Origin of the sequence: Rhodococcus sp. WS1 (genome assembly GCF_003797745.1) — a bacterium.
Lineage (GTDB): Bacteria > Actinomycetota > Actinomycetes > Mycobacteriales > Mycobacteriaceae > Rhodococcus_F > Rhodococcus_F erythropolis.
The window spans coordinates 595,673-611,712 of record NZ_RKLZ01000001.1; the positions used below are offsets into that span (position 1 = coordinate 595,673).

The 16,040-nt window shown below is 62.2% G+C and carries 13 protein-coding genes and 1 tRNA gene; 11 read left to right on the forward strand and 3 right to left on the reverse strand.

Annotated features, from left to right (window positions below):
• The 11 genes from nuoL (at position 1) to EEB12_RS02735 (ending at position 12,926) form a co-directional block, all read left to right on the forward strand.
• Positions 1 to 1,893 (forward strand): NADH-quinone oxidoreductase subunit L, encoded by a 1,893-nt coding sequence (gene nuoL / locus EEB12_RS02685; RefSeq protein ID WP_021333588.1) that lies wholly within the window; start codon positions 1 to 3, stop codon positions 1,891 to 1,893.
• A complete protein-coding gene (locus EEB12_RS02690; RefSeq protein ID WP_141487365.1) occupies positions 1,887 to 3,491 on the forward strand; it encodes an NADH-quinone oxidoreductase subunit M in 1,605 nt (534 codons plus the stop codon). Before nuoL ends, EEB12_RS02690 begins: the two co-directional genes overlap by 7 nt.
• Complete coding sequence (gene nuoN, locus EEB12_RS02695; RefSeq protein ID WP_029255227.1) at positions 3,488 to 5,083, forward strand: NADH-quinone oxidoreductase subunit NuoN; 1,596 nt, start codon at positions 3,488 to 3,490, stop codon at positions 5,081 to 5,083. Before EEB12_RS02690 ends, nuoN begins: the two co-directional genes overlap by 4 nt.
• 4 nt (positions 5,084 to 5,087) lie before the next feature.
• Positions 5,088 to 5,771 (forward strand): lysoplasmalogenase, encoded by a 684-nt coding sequence (locus EEB12_RS02700; RefSeq protein ID WP_141487366.1) that lies wholly within the window; start codon positions 5,088 to 5,090, stop codon positions 5,769 to 5,771.
• Positions 5,772 to 5,801: 30 nt separating this feature from the next.
• A complete protein-coding gene (locus EEB12_RS02705; RefSeq protein WP_080910512.1) occupies positions 5,802 to 6,386 on the forward strand; it encodes an RNA polymerase sigma factor in 585 nt (194 codons plus the stop codon).
• Positions 6,383 to 7,102, forward strand: a complete 720-nt coding sequence (locus EEB12_RS02710; RefSeq protein ID WP_080910511.1) for a hypothetical protein — start codon at positions 6,383 to 6,385, stop codon at positions 7,100 to 7,102. Before EEB12_RS02705 ends, EEB12_RS02710 begins: the two co-directional genes overlap by 4 nt.
• A gap of 20 nt (positions 7,103 to 7,122) precedes the next feature.
• Positions 7,123 to 7,749 carry a class I SAM-dependent methyltransferase gene (locus EEB12_RS02715; protein WP_019748160.1) on the forward strand — a complete coding sequence of 209 codons (627 nt, stop codon included), beginning with the start codon at positions 7,123 to 7,125 and terminating at the stop codon, positions 7,747 to 7,749.
• A 103-nt stretch (positions 7,750 to 7,852) separates the two neighbouring features.
• Positions 7,853 to 7,923, forward strand: a tRNA-Cys gene (locus EEB12_RS02720).
• 121 nt (positions 7,924 to 8,044) lie between these two features.
• Positions 8,045 to 8,836: an ABC transporter ATP-binding protein gene (locus tag EEB12_RS02725; RefSeq protein WP_070385276.1), complete on the forward strand. Its 792-nt coding sequence runs from the start codon at positions 8,045 to 8,047 to the stop codon at positions 8,834 to 8,836.
• Entirely contained in the window at positions 8,833 to 10,455 is a 1,623-nt protein-coding gene (locus EEB12_RS02730; RefSeq protein ID WP_258537429.1) for an ABC transporter permease, read from the forward strand. The genes EEB12_RS02725 and EEB12_RS02730 overlap by 4 nt, the downstream gene beginning before the upstream one ends.
• Before the next feature lie 1,022 nt (positions 10,456 to 11,477).
• Positions 11,478 to 12,926 carry an MFS transporter gene (locus EEB12_RS02735; RefSeq protein ID WP_141487368.1) on the forward strand — a complete coding sequence of 483 codons (1,449 nt, stop codon included), beginning with the start codon at positions 11,478 to 11,480 and terminating at the stop codon, positions 12,924 to 12,926.
• Here EEB12_RS02735 and EEB12_RS02740 read toward each other — a convergent pair.
• Genes EEB12_RS02740 through EEB12_RS02750 form a run of 3 tightly spaced genes read right to left on the reverse strand, consistent with a single transcriptional unit; the run spans position 12,875 to position 16,028 of the window.
• Positions 12,875 to 13,720 (reverse strand): siderophore-interacting protein, encoded by an 846-nt coding sequence (locus tag EEB12_RS02740; RefSeq protein WP_060938466.1) that lies wholly within the window; start codon positions 13,718 to 13,720, stop codon positions 12,875 to 12,877. The two genes, EEB12_RS02735 and EEB12_RS02740, sit on opposite strands and share 52 nt — an antisense overlap.
• A complete protein-coding gene (entS, locus tag EEB12_RS02745; RefSeq protein ID WP_141487369.1) occupies positions 13,717 to 15,018 on the reverse strand; it encodes an enterobactin transporter EntS in 1,302 nt (433 codons plus the stop codon). The genes EEB12_RS02740 and entS overlap by 4 nt, the downstream gene beginning before the upstream one ends.
• Entirely contained in the window at positions 15,015 to 16,028 is a 1,014-nt protein-coding gene (locus EEB12_RS02750; RefSeq protein WP_029538034.1) for a Fe2+-enterobactin ABC transporter substrate-binding protein, read from the reverse strand. The genes entS and EEB12_RS02750 overlap by 4 nt, the downstream gene beginning before the upstream one ends.
• Between the last annotated feature and the right edge of the window lie 12 nt (positions 16,029 to 16,040).

A 16,040-nucleotide genomic window follows, 5' to 3' on the forward strand; every position in this document is an offset into this window, starting at 1 on the left:
ATGTCAGGAGGAATCACGTCCGCCATCTGGTTGCTCCCCGCCCTGCCGCTGTGCGGCGCGGCTGTTCTTTTGCTGGCCGGTCGTCGCACGAACGCGTGGGGTCACCTGCTTGCCTGCGTCATGGCTATCGCGTCGTTTGTCGTCGCAGTGGTGTTTTTCATCGCCATGCTCGGCCGCGACACCGCCGACCGCACCGTCACCGAGCACCTGTTCAGTTGGGTCCCGGTCGACAGTCTTCAGGTCGAGTTCGGACTGCAACTGGACCAACTGTCGATGTGTTTCGTTCTGCTCATCACCGGTGTAGGTTCGCTGATCCACATCTACTCGGTCGGATACATGGCGCACGACCCCGAGCGTCGTAAGTTCTTCGCGTACCTCAATCTCTTCCTCGCTGCGATGCTGCTCCTCGTGCTCGCCGACAACTTCCTCGGGCTCTACGTCGGCTGGGAAGGCGTCGGTTTGGCGTCGTACCTGCTGATCGGTTTCTGGCAGCACAAGCCGTCGGCGGCGACCGCTGCCAAGAAGGCTTTTGTCGTCAATCGGGTGGGCGACATCGGATTGATGATCGCGATGATGTTGATGTTCAGCACGTTCGGCTCGCTCTCGTTCAGCAATGTCTTCGGCGACGCGTCCGGCGCAAGCGAAGGTGTCCTGACGGCGATCGGTCTGATGCTCCTCCTCGCTGCGTGCGCGAAGTCGGCGCAAGTGCCGCTGCAGTCGTGGCTCGGCGACGCGATGGAGGGCCCCACCCCCGTTTCGGCTCTGATTCACGCGGCCACGATGGTCACCGCCGGCGTCTACTTGATCGTGCGCTCCAATCCGATCTTCGATCTCGCGCCCGACGCTCAACTCGTGGTTGTCATCGTCGGTGCCGTGACGCTCCTGTTCGGTGCGATCATCGGCTGTGCGAAGGACGACATCAAGAAAGCGCTCGCCGCATCGACCATGAGTCAGATCGGATACATGGTCCTGGCCGCGGGTCTCGGACCAGCCGGATACGCCTTCGCAATCCTTCATCTGATCACCCACGGATTCTTCAAGGCGGGCCTGTTCCTCGGCGCCGGCTCCGTGATGCACGCGATGAACGACGAAACCGACATGCGGCGCTACGGCGGACTCCGAGCGTTCATGCCACTGACTTTTGTCACGTTCGGGCTCGGATATCTTGCCATCATCGGTGTTCCGCCGTTTGCCGGGTTCTTCTCCAAGGACAAGATCATCGAGGTTGCAATCGGCGAGGGCGGCGTCAAGGGTGTTGTGCTTGGCATCGTCACGCTCTTGGGTGCGGCGCTCACTGCCTTCTACATGAGCCGCGTGATGCTGATGACCTTCTTCGGGAAGGCCCGCTGGGAGAACCAGAAACCTCACGAATCTCCGGCGGTGATGACGTCTCCGATGATCATTCTGGCGGTGGGATCCGTCGGGGCCGGCATGCTCCTGACCATCGGGTCCAGCTTGCAGAACTGGCTGGAACCGGTAGTCGGCTCCCATCACGTCGAACCGCCGATACCCGCATGGTCGATCACCGCGCTGGCGCTGCTCGCAGTTGCCGCCGGCGTCGCGATTGCTTATCGCGAGTACGCCACCCGGGAGATTCCCGTGGTGGCACCGACTCCGGTTTCACCGTTGACCGTTGCGGCTCGCCGCGATCTGTACGGTGACGCCTTCAACGAGGCGGTGTTCATGAAGCCGGGACAACAACTCACCAAGTCGCTGGAAGTGGTCGACACCAAGGGAATAGGCGGCGTCGTGGGTAGCTTTGCGGTGGTCGTCACCGGGTTGTCCACGCTCACGCGGAAGCTGCAGACCGGGTTCGTTCGTTCGTACGCGCTGGTGATGTTTGTCGGAGCAACACTCGTGGTCGCGACAATGATGGCGGTGACACTGTGGTGATCGAAGCGGCGGTGAGCGACTCTGTGACCAATGCCGGCTTCCCTGCGCTGACGGCGCTCTGGCTGCTTCCGCTCATCGGAGCGGGTGTTGTCCTCGCTCTGCCTGCACGTTCGTACCAATTTGCCAAATCTCTCGCGCTGGCAGTGTCCGTGGCAGTCCTGGTGATCGCCGCCGGTCTCGGAGTTGCGTTCGACCGCGGCGGCGAGCAGTATCAGTTCGTCGAAAGCCACAGCTGGATACCGGCTTTCGGTACCAGCTACACACTCGGGCTTGACGGCATCGCACTCGTTCTGGTTCTTCTCACCGCAGTGCTGGTGCCATTACTACTGATCGCGGGCTGGAACGACGTCCCCGCGGACCCGGCATCACCCAAGCGGATGCCGCACACCTATTTCGCGCTGATCCTTGTTGTCGAGTCCATGGTGATGATTTCGTTCAGCGCCTTGGATATTCTCCTGTTCTATATTTTCTTCGAGGCAATGCTGATACCGATGTATTTCCTCATCGGCGGGTTCGGTGGAGTTGGCCGATCGCGGGCCGCCGTGAAGTTTCTGCTCTACAACCTCCTCGGCGGCCTGGTTATGCTCGCTGCGGTCATCGGCCTGTACGTGGTCACCACGCGCGACGAGAGTCCCTTCACCAGCGGCACTTTCGACTTCCGAGCGATCGCGTCCGCGGCGAGCAGCGGTGAACTCGGCGTCGGACCCGGGGTGCTCAACGCCTTGTTCCTCGGATTCATGTTCGCGTTCGCGGTCAAGGCACCGCTCTGGCCGCTGCACAGTTGGTTGCCGGACTCCGCGGTGGAATCGACTCCGTCGACAGCAGTGTTGATGATGGCGGTCGTGGACAAGGTAGGCACCTTCGCGATGATTCGCTACTGCCTGCAACTGTTCCCGGAGTCGTCGTCGACTTTTGCACCATGGATCATCACGCTCGCCGTGATCGGGATCGTCTACGGCGCAATACTGGCGATCGCGCAGACAGACGTCATGCGACTGATCGCCTACACGTCGATTTCACACTTCGGCTTCATCATTCTCGGAATCTTCGCGATGACCAGCCAGAGCCAGGCAGGTTCCGCGCTGTACATGGTCAATCACGGAATCTCCACTGCCGCGCTGTTCTTGATCGCGGGATTCCTCGTCTCGCAGCGAGGTACACGATCGATCGCAGCGTACGGCGGCGTTCAGAAAGTCGCACCCGTCCTGGCCGGCACATTCCTCGTTGCGGGGTTGGCAACGCTGTCGCTGCCGGGTCTGGCTCCGTTCATCAGTGAATTCCTGGTGCTGATCGGAACGTACTCGCGCTACCACGTGGCCGCTATCGCGGCGACTGTCGCGCTTGTACTGTCCGCGATCTACATACTCTGGCTCTATCAGCGCATGATGGGCGGACCGGTGAAGGAAGGGCAGGGAACGATCCGCGACCTCGCGCGACGCGAACTCGTGGTGGTCGCCCCACTGATCGCACTCCTCCTGCTCCTCGGCATCTACCCCAAGCCTGCCTTGGACGTCATCACTCCTGCAGTGAGCCACACCGTCGTCTACGAGGCACCGACGCCGCTCGTCGCCGACCACGAAGGAGGTGCCCACAAATGAGTTCCTTCAACGACGTGACCATCCTCGGCTCGGCCGACGCGGCATCACCCAGTATCGAATACAGCCTGCTCGCGCCGATGTTGATCGTGTTCGGTGTTGCGGTGGTCGGGGTACTCATCGAAGCCTTTGCACCCCGGCGTATTCGGTACCCAGTGCAGCTCGTTCTCGGTGTCGGAGGTTTGGCGGCCGCATTCGTGGCAGTGCTTCTGCTCGCCGGCACGCGGTCGACGGCGATGATGGGTTCTGTTGCGGTCGACGGACCGACGCTGTTCTTGCAGGCCACGATCCTTCTTGTGTCGATCCCCGCGGTACTGCTGATTGCCGAGCGAGGCTCGGGCAACACTGCCGAAGTGATTGCGCAACATGACGCGCTCGGCAGTTTCACCCCTCAAGCGTCGAGCGTCCCGGGAAGTGTTGCGGAGCAAGAAGCAGTGAAGGTCGGTATCGCCCAGACCGAAGTCTTTCCGCTCACGCTCTTTGCGGTCGGCGGTATGTTGCTGTTTCCGGCTTCGAACGATCTACTGACGATGTTCGTTGCGCTCGAAGTGTTCTCACTGCCTCTGTATCTCCTGTGCGGTCTGGCACGCAGACGTCGCCTGCTCTCCCAGGAAGCTGCGCTCAAGTACTTTCTGCTCGGGGCATTTTCGTCGGCGTTCTTCGTTTTCGGAATTGCGTTGCTGTACGGCTATGCCGGGACGGTCACGCTCTCCGGTATCGCCGACGCAGCACGCATCGGGTCGGGCACCGACGCCTTCCTCTGGCTCGGAACGGCCCTGGTGGCAGTGGGGTTGCTTTTCAAAGTCGGTGCAGTTCCGTTTCATTCGTGGATTCCCGACGTCTATCAAGGGGCGCCGACGCCGATCACCAGTTTCATGGCGACTGCGACCAAGATTGCCGCGTTCGGCGCCATCCTTCGCGTCTTCTACGTGGCCCTGCCCAATGAATACGTGAACTGGCGCCCGCTGATGTGGGCGGTCGCGATTCTCACGATGGTTGTCGGATCGATCGTTGCCGTGACGCAGACCGATATGAAGCGAATGCTGGCCTATTCGGCTATCGCGCACACCGGATTCATTCTGACCGCCGTGGTGGCGGACTCGGATGCCGGCCTCGCCTCGGCGATGTTCTATCTTCTGGCTTACGGATTCAGCACCGTGGGTGCGTTCGCCGTCGTCAGTGTGGTCCGGGACGCTGACGGTGAGGTCGCTGCGCTGTCGCGTTGGGCCGGATTGGGAAGACGCTCACCATTGGTCGGCGTTGTGTTTGCACTGTTCCTGCTGGCTTTCGCCGGGATTCCGTTGACCAGTGGGTTCATCGGAAAGTTCGCGGTGTTCAGCGCGGCCGCCGAGGGTGGGGCGGCGCCTCTCGTGATCGTCGGCGTCCTGTGCAGCGCGATCGCCGCCTACTTCTACGTGCGAGTGATCGTGTTGATGTTCTTCACCGAATCGGCGGAAGACGCACCGACCGTCGTGGTGCCAAGTGCACTGACCAGCAGTGTGATCGGCCTCGGCGCCGGTGTAACGCTCATCCTCGGCATACTCCCCCAGCCGGCGCTCGATCTCGCCGAGCGTGCAGCGGACTTCGTGCACTGAGCCGATGCGTGAATCTGTTGGCGACGCCGGACTGCCGAGTACCTTCCGGTCGCCATGGTTTGTCGGATTTTCCGCGGTAGCGATTCTTCATCTGATCGTCAATGCCGCTGATGCTGCGCCCTGGGACGGGATCACCAAGGTCATGCTCGCGCCGATTCTGGCTGCCTGGGTTGTCGACCAAGGCGGGCCGAGGATTGTTGCTGCTGCGCTGATTGCCTGCGCTTTCGGAGACCTGTTCCTGATCTGGGACTCCACGTTTGTCATCGGGATGGCCGCCTTCGCGATCGGTCACGTCTGTTTCATCCGATTCTTTCTCTCGCACGGCGCGCTTCGGGAGATACGAAGGCGGCCATGGTTTTTGTGCGCGTACGCCGTTGCCGGAATTGCCCTTGTGTCGTACGCCTGGACCGGTCTCGAACCGGCACTTCGGATTGCCGTCCCTGTGTACGCCGCAATCCTGGTGGGAACCGCGTCCACCGCACTGGCCTACAACACGATCACCGGTATCGGCGGCGCACTGTTCCTCACCTCTGACGCCCTGATCCTGCTCGGTCAGGCGAACAAGTGGCAGCCTGCCGCTGCCGGCATCTGGATCATGACGCTGTACATCCTTGCGTTGTTGCTCCTGACCGTCGGAATCCTCGGCCGGAGTAACACGGCATACCGTCCATTGGCGCCCACGCTGTAAGGATCAGCAACCAGCCGGACATCTCTTCTTATGACGCCGAAATCCGAGGACGGGCCACCACCGAGCGACGAAGAGCGTTTCACCGTCCTGTGGGACGCCTACGCCGGTCGGGTGTTCGCGTACACCTGCCGCCACGTTGATCATCACAGCGCACAGGAAGTTGTCTCCGAGACGTTCCTCGTTGTCTGGCGACGCTTGGACGAGGTGCCCGAACAGGCACTTCCATGGCTGTTGGTGGTGGCTCGAAACACCCTGAACAACAACCGTCGAAGTGTTCGGCGCCACGATGCGTTGACCGAGAAGATGCGACGAATCGAGCAGATCGCGGCATCGACGCCGGGCGCCGACGTTACTGTCACCGACCGCACGGAACTGCTCGAAGCACTGGCAACACTCACCGTCACCGAGCGTGAAGCCCTACTCCTGACTGCCTGGGACGGATTGACCGCCACCGAAGCAGCGCGGGTCGCCGGGTGTTCGGTTCCAGCCATGCATGTTCGACTCTTTCGCGCTCGGCGTCGATTGAGCACCGGGTTGGCTTCAGAACCTGACACCGCGATCCCGATGAACACCGCCCGACCTTGCGCTGCCGCCGAACACGGGAGTACTCCATGAGCAAAGATTTGCTGACCACCCTCGAGAAGCTGCGGCCGACCGATTCTCTTTCCGCCGAACTCTGGCCCGAGAACGTCCAGGTTGCCGCTCGCATCCGAATCATCGCTGACGAAAACAACATTGGAACACCCAGAGTTCCACGCCGCCGGGTAGGCGCCGTAGCTCTCGTCGCGATGCTCTGTGCAGCGGGAATGGTGGGCTGCGCTGCTGCCACGGCGATGATGCCTAAACCGTTTACGGATATGTACTCGGGTTGGCAGACCATGCCGGGAACCAACGGCGGAATAGATCCGTCCACCGCCGAGCGGGTCGGGTCCATCCCCGGACCTGACGGAACCGTGTTCAGCGTCTTCGTTGCCCACGGCGCTGATGGCTGGAGGTGCGTCGCCCCGGTTTTCGAGACGTCATCCGAGACCGACAAGGTTGGTCCGTCGAAATTCATCAGCCTCGGACACGGCTGCAGATCGAACGACGACTTGTACGGCGCAGATTCATTCGGGGGCGGCGCCGGGTACGAGGCCGGTTCGCACGAGGCGACCTACGACGCAGGGGCGGGAGGTGCCGTTCGGGCCGAACTTCACACCGCAGACGGCCAAATCTATCCGACAATTCTTGCCGAAGACCGCTTCTACGGATGGATTCCCCTCTCGCTCACCTTCCCGCGTCCAACTCTCGTCGGATATGCCGCAGACGGGACGGTCGTCGGCACCCGGTGAGCTGTCGGTACCCTCGAAAGATGACTGCACAGGCCCCGAACGAGCGCATCCCCAGCCAGTGGGAAGAGATCACTGCAGCCGACTCGACGCATTCCACACGATATGTCGAGCGTTTCCGTTCCATGAGAGCGGACGGCAAGGACATTGTCGGGGAAGCACGTTTGATCGACGCGATGCTCGGACGCGGTGGCCGGGTTCTCGATGCAGGGTGCGGGCCGGGCCGACTCGGCGGTTATCTGCACGACGTCGGGCATGTGGTTGTCGGAGTCGACGTTGACCCGGTTCTCATCGCTGCCGCGGAGGAGGACCACCCAGGCCCGACGTGGCTTGTCGGCGATCTCTCCGAGCTCGATCTACCGGCCCGCGGTGTCGAGGCGAATTTCGACGTCATCGTGTCGGCAGGCAACGTGATGGCGTTTCTCGCTCCGTCAACCAGGCAAGCAGTATTGTCAGGATTTGCTCGTCATCTCGCTCCGAGCGGCCGAGTGGTCATCGGATTCGGTGCCGGCCGTGGCTACGAGTTCCCCGAGTTTCTCGCCGACGCGGCCGCGAGTGGCCTCGAGGCTGATCTGCTGCTGTCCACGTGGGACCTGCGCCCGTTCAAGGACAATTCCGAATTCCTGGTCGCGGTGTTCTCCCGCGCCTAGCCCGCCAGTTCACCGCCTTCCCTACAATCCGTCACATGGCGATCAATTCACCCTGATCACAATCCTGGCGACTGTTGTTCACTACGAACATAATTGGATCAATGCGGGTGTGGCCGAGCGGCAAGGCAGCGGTCTGCAAAACCGTCCACGCAGGTTCGACTCCTGCCATCCGCTCAGCTTGCGAACCAGCGACTCATGCCGCGACCAACCACCTACCAATGACATTCGGTGCACGCAGCCTGCATCGCTCCGCTCTGTCTCCGCGCACAGGGCTCCGGACAGTTACCCTCGATCGATGCACCCTCTCCCCGAGACAGGCCAGTTGCCTCCCGGACCGATGGCCTTACAGGTGGAACACCTCTGCATGGCGTTCGGCGCGAAAGTTGCTGTGAACGACCTTTCCCTCGCGGTGCCCTCAGGTTCGTTGTTCGGCCTGGTGGGCCCTAACGGTGCGGGAAAAACGACCACACTGTCGATGGCTGTCGGATTGCTTCGCCCGCACTACGGTCGCAGCCTGGTGTACGGCTACGACGTGTGGAACGACCCTGTGGCAGCGAAGAGTCTGCTCGGCGTTCTACCCGACGGTCTGGCGCTACCCGCCCAGTTCACCGGCCATGAACTACTCACCTATTTCGGACGCCTGCGCGGCATGCCAGAGGACGTCATCGCGTCACGACGCGACGAACTGTTGGCCGCGCTCGATCTCGCCGATGCAGGTGGAACGGTCATCGCCGATTATTCAGCGGGCATGACGAAGAAAATCGGGTTGGCCTCGGCCTTGTTGCACGGCCCTCGCTTACTGGTACTGGATGAGCCGTTCGAAGCTGTCGACCCCATTTCTTCGGCCGGAATTCGGAGCATTCTGCTCTCGTTCGTCCACTCAGGTGGCTCGGTCATTCTTTCCAGTCACGTGATGGCCCTTGTCGAACAACTGTGTACTCACATCGGAGTCATCGCAGACGGTCGCGTCGTGGCTTCAGGAACGGTCGACGAGGTGCGCGCAGGCAGCACACTCGACGAGGCATTCGTTCGCCTTGTCGGCAGCCGCAGTCCCAATCCCGACGGACTGTCATGGATGCGCGCATGAGCATTACGAGCTTGCCGACGACGCGCAGCGCCCCAACCTCACTGTGGCGCACTGTTCTCCGCATGCGCGTGACCCTCTACAAACGTCAATTCACCGGCGGCAGAGCCGTCATCAAAGTCGTGGCAGCACTCTTCGGCGTTATGGGGGCAGCTCTGCTGTGCCTGCAAGCCTCGGGGACGAGCGCGAGCTCTTCCGAACTCGTCAGCGGCACAACCAGTCTCGCACTGTCGGCTATCGGCGTGATGTGGATCCTGATGCCGATCATGTCTGGTCTGTCAGATGACAATCTTCACCCCAGACATTTCCAACTACTCCCCCTGAAACCCGTCCGACTCGCCAGAGCACTGTTCTCGACGTCGCTGGTCGGTATGACCGTGCCGATTACCGCGTTGGCTGCAGCAGCGATTCCAATTTATGCCGCTACACACCACCTTGCCGCACTGCCATTGGCCATTATCGCTTGGCCCGCAACGGTCCTGCTCATTGTCGGCACCTCACGGGTCGCGATGCTGGCGATGTCGCAGCTCCTGCGGAGTCGTCGCAGCCGCGAACTGGGACTGTTGGCATTCGGCACGTTCTTCGGCGGGCTGTATCTGCTGCAATTTCCGCTGCAGAGTCGCCTCGGCACGGTCGTGGACGGCGACGTCACGTGGCCGCTCACGGTCGCGCATTCGATACCGTTCGCGTGGGGAATCACCAGTGTCGACGCAGCAGCAGGAGGCGCCTGGCTCCTCGCCGCCGGAGCAGTCCTCGCCCTGGTGCTGGTCGATCTCGCACTGCTGTGGTCATGGCAACGCCTGGTCGTTCGCTACTTCAACGGGAAGGTCGCAGAATCAGCGGGCGCCACTTCCGTGCAATTGAAGAACCAGGGCCGCGACATTCGAACCGGTTGGCGCGCATCCCGACTGGGCACCGTCATCTCTCGCGAGCTTTCGCTCTGGCACGGAGACATGCGCCGACGAACACAACTGCTCTCCGTTGCCATCATGACCTTGGTCTCCGGCTTCGGACCGCTGATCTCGTCATCGATCCCCTTCTCCGCCGCATGGGGTGCCTGGTTCCTGATCTACCTGGCATTGGCAGCCGGATCGAATCTGTACGGATTCGACGGCGCATCGATCTGGCATCTGGTGATGATCCCCGAAGCCGCTGCCGCTGACGTCCGGGGCCGACAAATCGCGTGGGCAATCGTGATGACACCCTTCGTGGTCGTCGCAACAGCTGCTGTACGGATCTTCGGGGACCTCGGGACCGACCGACTGGCCGTGCCGATCGCCGTCGGCATTTCGATGATGGGAGTCGGTGCAGGATTGGTAGTGGCGATATCCGCCAAAGCGCCCTACCCGGTTCCGGAGATGAAGAAGACGTTCTCCTTCAACACCCGCGGGTCCTTCAACGGCTCGTCCTTCGGACTGATCATCCTCGCCATCGTCATCTTCGCCGCGACAACGGCGCCCGGCGTTCTACTCGGGGCGCTGCTACCGAACCCGGTGAACTATTTCGCCATCCCTGTCGCTGTTGCGATTGGTGCACTTGGTGCTTGGATCGGGGGCCGCGTCGCGATCACCCGTATGCAACGCGAGCCGGATCGGATTCTGTTCGCGGTTACAACCACATGATCGTTGCCCAGATAGTCCGAGAATTTCTGGGCGTCAGCGCAGTAGCCGCAGCTTGCACCAAAAAACTCAGTCTGGACAATCGGATCTATCAGGTAGCTAGGTAGGGCAGCCTCATCGGGTTCGGTCCTCGCATATCGCCGTCGCGCTTTCGTGACATAGCTTCCGCTCGAGCCGAACCATTGCCCTGGAAACATCGCACCACCAAGATGTTTGGCATGCCCCCGGAGCACCACGGTTCCGTACGTGTCGCCGAACGTCCCGGCCGATGCGGGAACTGCGCGCACCCGGCCCCTTCGCTCGAGCGCGGCTGGATCGAGCGCTGCCTCAGGTTCGCACCGCAGCCCGCTCGGTGCGCAGAAATCCTGGTGATGGACCACTACACCGGAGCGATGGAATTCTGCCGGTGCCGACATCCGTTCCACGGGTCCTGATCGCGCCGGATCCTCGAGATCCGCTGCCGAGCCGAGTCCCTCGGCGCCCCGGCTCGACAGCGAAATCACACCTGAATCAGCTCAGCGAACTCAGCAGCGGCTCGAGCAGCTTGTAGAGCTCGAAGATGCCGATGATCGTTGAAATAGAACCCATGATGATCCTCCGTGATTCGTGAACTTTCCGTGACGTCGCGTCACAGGCAGAAAGCTAACAAACCCGGCATGCAAACGGGGACCTTGGATGTGTCCGGCAGATGAACTCCCTGCTGGCAGAGCCCTTTTGGTGACCAGCGTCATGTTCGACGAGAAATACGCCTCATCGTCACATCACCTGACCCTGACCGACCACAACAGCGAAAGTCTGCCGGTTGTGGTCTCGCGATACTTCGCGCCAATTCCGCCCCATCCGGCTCTTGCTTTGTGCGCTGAATCCGATTACATTTCTCCACAATATCGGTACGCGTAACGAAATAACAAGACGCTCTACCGCACTGACCTATATACCCAGTGCCACAACCCTTCCGGACTCTTGCTGGGGCGGCGCTTCGTCGTGTCCAGAAGCCCCTCACTCCCCGATCGAAAGAGAGCACGATGACCACAGAGAGCATCTCCGGAAATCAGCCGCGACCGGTAGCAACTATCGCAAGCCTGACCCTGCTGATCGCTGCCGTCGCCGCGCTCGAAAGCATCATCGTCCCCGCACTCCCCCTGATACAGAGAGACTTCGGAGTGACGGCCGACGTCGGAGCGCTCGCATCCGTCGCTCTGACGTTGAGCACTGTTCTCGTCACGCCGATGGCCGGGCGAATAGCCGACGTGTACGGCGCCCGCCCCACCTTGCTCGCGATCACGACAATCGTCGTCCTGGGCGGCAGCGTGTCCGCTCTTGCAACGATCTTCCCGCTGTTCGTCCTCGGCCAGTTTCTCCAGGGATTCGGGCTCGGGTTGTTGCCCGTGAGCTTCGTGGTCCTACGACGCACTTTGTCCTCGGACCGACTCAAGACGGCCACGGGTTTGCTCGGGGCTGTCGTCGTGGCCGGCGGCGCTCTGGGAGTCGTGCTGGCGGGACCCGTCGCGGAAAACGTCTCACGCACCGCGATGTATGCAGTTCCGACCGCGTTCGTTTTGCTCGGCGCAATTGCTTTTGCCGTGAGCACACCACGAGATCATATGTCGAACGTCGGCGGCCGACTCGATTGGCCGGGAGCTGCCGGATTGGCTCTGGGCTTGTTGACGCTGACGGCGTGGCTGGCGAGCGCATCGAGCAACGGGTGGGGCGCACCGACGTCGATGCTGCTGCTTCTCGCTTCCGCTGCCGTGTTCACGATCTGGGCCAGGTATCAGAGCCGGACAACCGAGCCGATGGTCGACCTGACGATGATGCGGCATCGTTCGATGTGGAGCGCCGTGGTCGTCGGCGTGGTTTTCGGGTTCACCTACGGCGCTGTTGTCTATCTACTTCCGCAGCAACTCGCCGTGCCGGCAGAGAGCGGATTCGGCCGCGGTGCGTCGACCAGCGCCATCGGCTTCCTGCTGTGCGTCGGCTACGGCGCAGCGGTCATCGCGTCGGTGATCTCCGGAAAGCTCGCGCAACGGGTCGGCACGAAAGCCATTGCGGTAGCGGGAGTTGCCTCTCTCGGCCTCAGCGGCGCCGCCGGGGTCTTTGCAACCACGATGTGGCAGATCGTTGTGGTGCTGATCCTTGCGGGTACCGGCGTTGCCGCCGCGTCGACGGCAGTGTTCGTCATCTCCGCCGACAGCGCACCGGCAGACCGCGTAGGTGTCACGACGGCAATAGTCACGATCGCCAGATCGCTGGGTTCTGCTGTGGGAACCCAAATTGCCGCCGGGATCATCGCGAGCGCGACTTCATCCGGCGGCCTTCCCCAGCACTCGGCATTCGCCACGGCTTTCGGAGTGGCGGCAATCGTTGCGATTGTCGGACTCGTTGTCGCGGTGACGATGCCGAAACCGGCGTCAACCGATGTTCAGTGGTCGTCGTCGTCCTCGTCGAAGTCTGCGACTCCGCGCTTCCAGTAGCCCGTGATCAGGTGGTCGCCCGAACTCAGGCCGAGTTCGTCGCGTACGAATCTGCGAATCGGCTTGAGACTGGTGGCCTCACCGGAGATCCAGGCGTAGAGGCGCTCACCTTCGGGCACGGTGACCGTCCGGACTGCCTGCTCGAGCAGATCCGAGTGACCGGCTGGGACGTCACCACGGTGCAACCATCGCACCTCGACTCCTTCCGGAACAGTGAGTTCGATTTCCTGTGAAGGGTCGGTGATCTCGACGAACACCCACCCGGCGGCAGCAGCGGGCATCATCTCGAGCCAACGAGCAATGGCAGGAAGGGCGGTGATGTCACCGGCCAGCAGATAGCGATCGTACGTCCATGGAACTACGACGCCGCCGGGCGGACCTGCCACGTGCACCCGAGTGCCGACGGTGGCCGCCTGAGCCCAATCAGAGGCGTACCCACCTTCGTGGAGCGCGAAGTCGAGGTCCAGCTCCCCCGCCTCGGCGTCGTATCGACGGACGGTGTACTCACGCGAGATCGGCAATGGACGAGGCCACTTCAGGCTGAATCCGTCGCGTTCGGGTAGACGCAAAGTTCCGTCTGCATCCGGGTACACCAGGCGGACATGCTCGTCGGGAGCGTGCGATTCGAAGCCCGCCAACTCCGGTCCACCCAAGGTCAGACGCAACAGTCCGGTCCCGACCATTTCGCTGCGAACAACTTCGAGTTCGCGAATGCCGATGGGGTACGGCACTTTTGCGCCGGTGGTTCCCGCCAGAACTTCGGCGATGGTCGCGAGGTGGTCTCCTCGGTTCATGAACTACCTTCCTTTTCCGGCGGAGCATTCCCCACCGGCACAGTGTTTTCGGAGAGATCGACTTCGTTGATCTCCGAAGTTACCCGGCGCACCGAACCCAATGCTGCCAGGAGCACCAGGCCCAGTGTCACACCGGCGAGCCCCAAGACCAGTAGCGCGGCGCCAGGCTCGAGCCACTGCCCGAGGAACCCGGCTGCCATCGAACCGATCGCCGTACCCGTGACGGCTTGCACCATCCACAGACTGGACACGCGTCCGCGCAATTCGTCCGGCGTGTTCTGTTGAAGGACTGCAAATCTCAGAATGTCGTTGAGTGCGCGGCCGAGGCCGAATCCGGCCAGGCCCAGGAACGCGACAATCGCTGCTCCCGACGCACCCAGTACCACCAGGCCGAGAGGCATCAGCGCAACAGAGATCAACATCGCGGCGCCGTTGCGGTGGACTCGTCCCGTCCACCCGCTGGTGAGGGAACCGACCACAGCGCCGACAGCGGGGGCGCCGTAGAGCAGACCGAGCATGGTGGGTCCGCCGCCGAGAACCTGGTCGACGAAGGCAGGCAGCAACACCATAGGCCCGCTGACGAACATGACCAACAGTCCGCTGATCAGGATGCCGCGAATGACTGTGTGCGTGCCGGCGAATTTCACGCCGGTCACAAGCGCGCGCATCGGGCTTTCGTGATTCGTGCCCGGTGCAGGGGAAGGGCCGATGGCTTGGAACAACGTGACAGTTGCTGCGGTGGCCACCGCAGCAACAAAGTGTGTCGCGGGGATGCCGCCGGAGGCGATGATCACGCCGGCGATTGCCGGCGAGATCATCGTCCCGATGTCGGTGGTCAGCGCTACCAAAGCGCCGGCCGCAGCCATCTTGTTGCGCGGCAACAACGTCGGCATCAAAGCCATCAAGGCCGAGCTGCTGACACCGCCGGCCAAGCCGTCGACGGCTGCCGCGACGTAGATGACCCACATCGACGGGTGTGGCAAGAGCGCATTGCACCCGAGAATGACAAAGCCGAGACCCGCAGCACTGCGGGCCAACTGGATGGTGCGTCGCCGGTCGTAACGATCAGCGAGCACACCGCCGAACAGGCTGCCGAAGAACATGGCGATGGCCATCGCCGTGGACACTCCGGCAACCTGCAAGGTCGAGCCGGTGAGCTGGTACGTCTGTGCGGGAACGGCTACGACGAGCAGTCCGATCCCGAGCAGCGAGATCAATCGCGCGGAAAACGCGTACCTGAATGGACGGCTGGTCCGCAACGGTGAAACATCGATCACCAGCCCACCGAATCGAGTCATGCGAAGGTCTGGCCGATCAGGTCGAGCGTAGCCATTGCGCCGTCGTAGTCAGGACGGTAGCTGGTGGCGGGGAGCTCGAACGTCGTGCCTGCCTTGAAGGACGGCAGCTGCGAGTAGAGCGGATCGGTGGCAAGTTCGGCCATCGGGCGACCGGACACCGGAATCACAAAGGCGACAGGAGCATCGGCGACCTGCGAGAGCAGTTCCGGGCTGACCTCGAACGAGTCACCCGAGCCGAAGAGCTGCGGGTTGCCGGCCTTGGCCATGACGTCGTCGGCCTTGAAACCGAGCTCGGCGAGCATTGCGGGGAGCGCTGCCGTCGGCGGCACGAGGTACGGCTTGTTGTTGGCGAGCGAGAGAATGTAGACGACGTTGCCCTCGGGAACCTTGATCTTGCCCTTGACCTCTTTGACCTTGTCGTCGTACGCGCTGATCAGTGCCGGAACCTTGTCCGAACGACCTGCGGCATCGGCGACGATCTCGAGCTGCTTGTCCCAGTTGGCAACCGTCTTGGGGACCAACACGGTGGGTGCGATAGCAGTCAGCTGGTCGTAGAGTTCCTCGGCCTGAACCGAGGTGATGCCCTGTCCACCGCCGATGATCAGGTCGGGTTCAGCCGCCGCGACGGCTTCGATGTTGAGCTGCTCGCCGGCCGGCAATTCCTTGGTGCCCTGCGCCTTTGCGGCATCCGACCATGCCGGCGGGAATCCACCGTCGAGGTTCGTGACACCGAGGACGCGGGTATCGGTGGCAACCACCGGTGCGTCCAGGGCGTACAGGTATCCGGCGAGACCGCCGCTCAGAACCACGATGCGCTCCGCCGACGCGGGCACGGTGACCGAGCCCTTTTCGGTTTCGATCACGCGCGTCGTGGGCTCTGCAGCCTTGGTCGGTTCGTCGTTCGAATCGCTACTGCAACCGATCATCGCCACGAGTGCGACGATCAGCAACCCTGCGATGGCGACGAATCGTCGCCAACTCCGTATCGCGAGGGGCGGTGTGGACTTCATCATTGAGCTCCC

What these genes read in the sequence shown, in the direction of transcription:
- EEB12_RS02705 (WP_080910512.1), top strand. Translation starts at nt 5,802, where the DNA reads ATGACGCCGAAATCCGAGGACGGGCCACCACCGAGCGACGAAGAGCGT.
- nuoL (WP_021333588.1), top strand. Translation starts at nt 1, where the DNA reads ATGTCAGGAGGAATCACGTCCGCCATCTGGTTGCTCCCCGCCCTGCCG.
- EEB12_RS02725 (WP_070385276.1), top strand. Translation starts at nt 8,045, where the DNA reads ATGCACCCTCTCCCCGAGACAGGCCAGTTGCCTCCCGGACCGATGGCC.
- EEB12_RS02715 (WP_019748160.1), top strand. Translation starts at nt 7,123, where the DNA reads ATGACTGCACAGGCCCCGAACGAGCGCATCCCCAGCCAGTGGGAAGAG.
- EEB12_RS02735 (WP_141487368.1), top strand. Translation starts at nt 11,478, where the DNA reads ATGACCACAGAGAGCATCTCCGGAAATCAGCCGCGACCGGTAGCAACT.
- nuoN (WP_029255227.1), top strand. Translation starts at nt 3,488, where the DNA reads ATGAGTTCCTTCAACGACGTGACCATCCTCGGCTCGGCCGACGCGGCA.
- entS (WP_141487369.1), bottom strand. Translation starts at nt 15,018, where the DNA reads ATGACTCGATTCGGTGGGCTGGTGATCGATGTTTCACCGTTGCGGACC.
- EEB12_RS02710 (WP_080910511.1), top strand. Translation starts at nt 6,383, where the DNA reads ATGAGCAAAGATTTGCTGACCACCCTCGAGAAGCTGCGGCCGACCGAT.
- EEB12_RS02750 (WP_029538034.1), bottom strand. Translation starts at nt 16,028, where the DNA reads ATGAAGTCCACACCGCCCCTCGCGATACGGAGTTGGCGACGATTCGTC.
- EEB12_RS02740 (WP_060938466.1), bottom strand. Translation starts at nt 13,720, where the DNA reads ATGAACCGAGGAGACCACCTCGCGACCATCGCCGAAGTTCTGGCGGGA.
- EEB12_RS02700 (WP_141487366.1), top strand. Translation starts at nt 5,088, where the DNA reads ATGCGTGAATCTGTTGGCGACGCCGGACTGCCGAGTACCTTCCGGTCG.
- EEB12_RS02730 (WP_258537429.1), top strand. Translation starts at nt 8,833, where the DNA reads ATGAGCATTACGAGCTTGCCGACGACGCGCAGCGCCCCAACCTCACTG.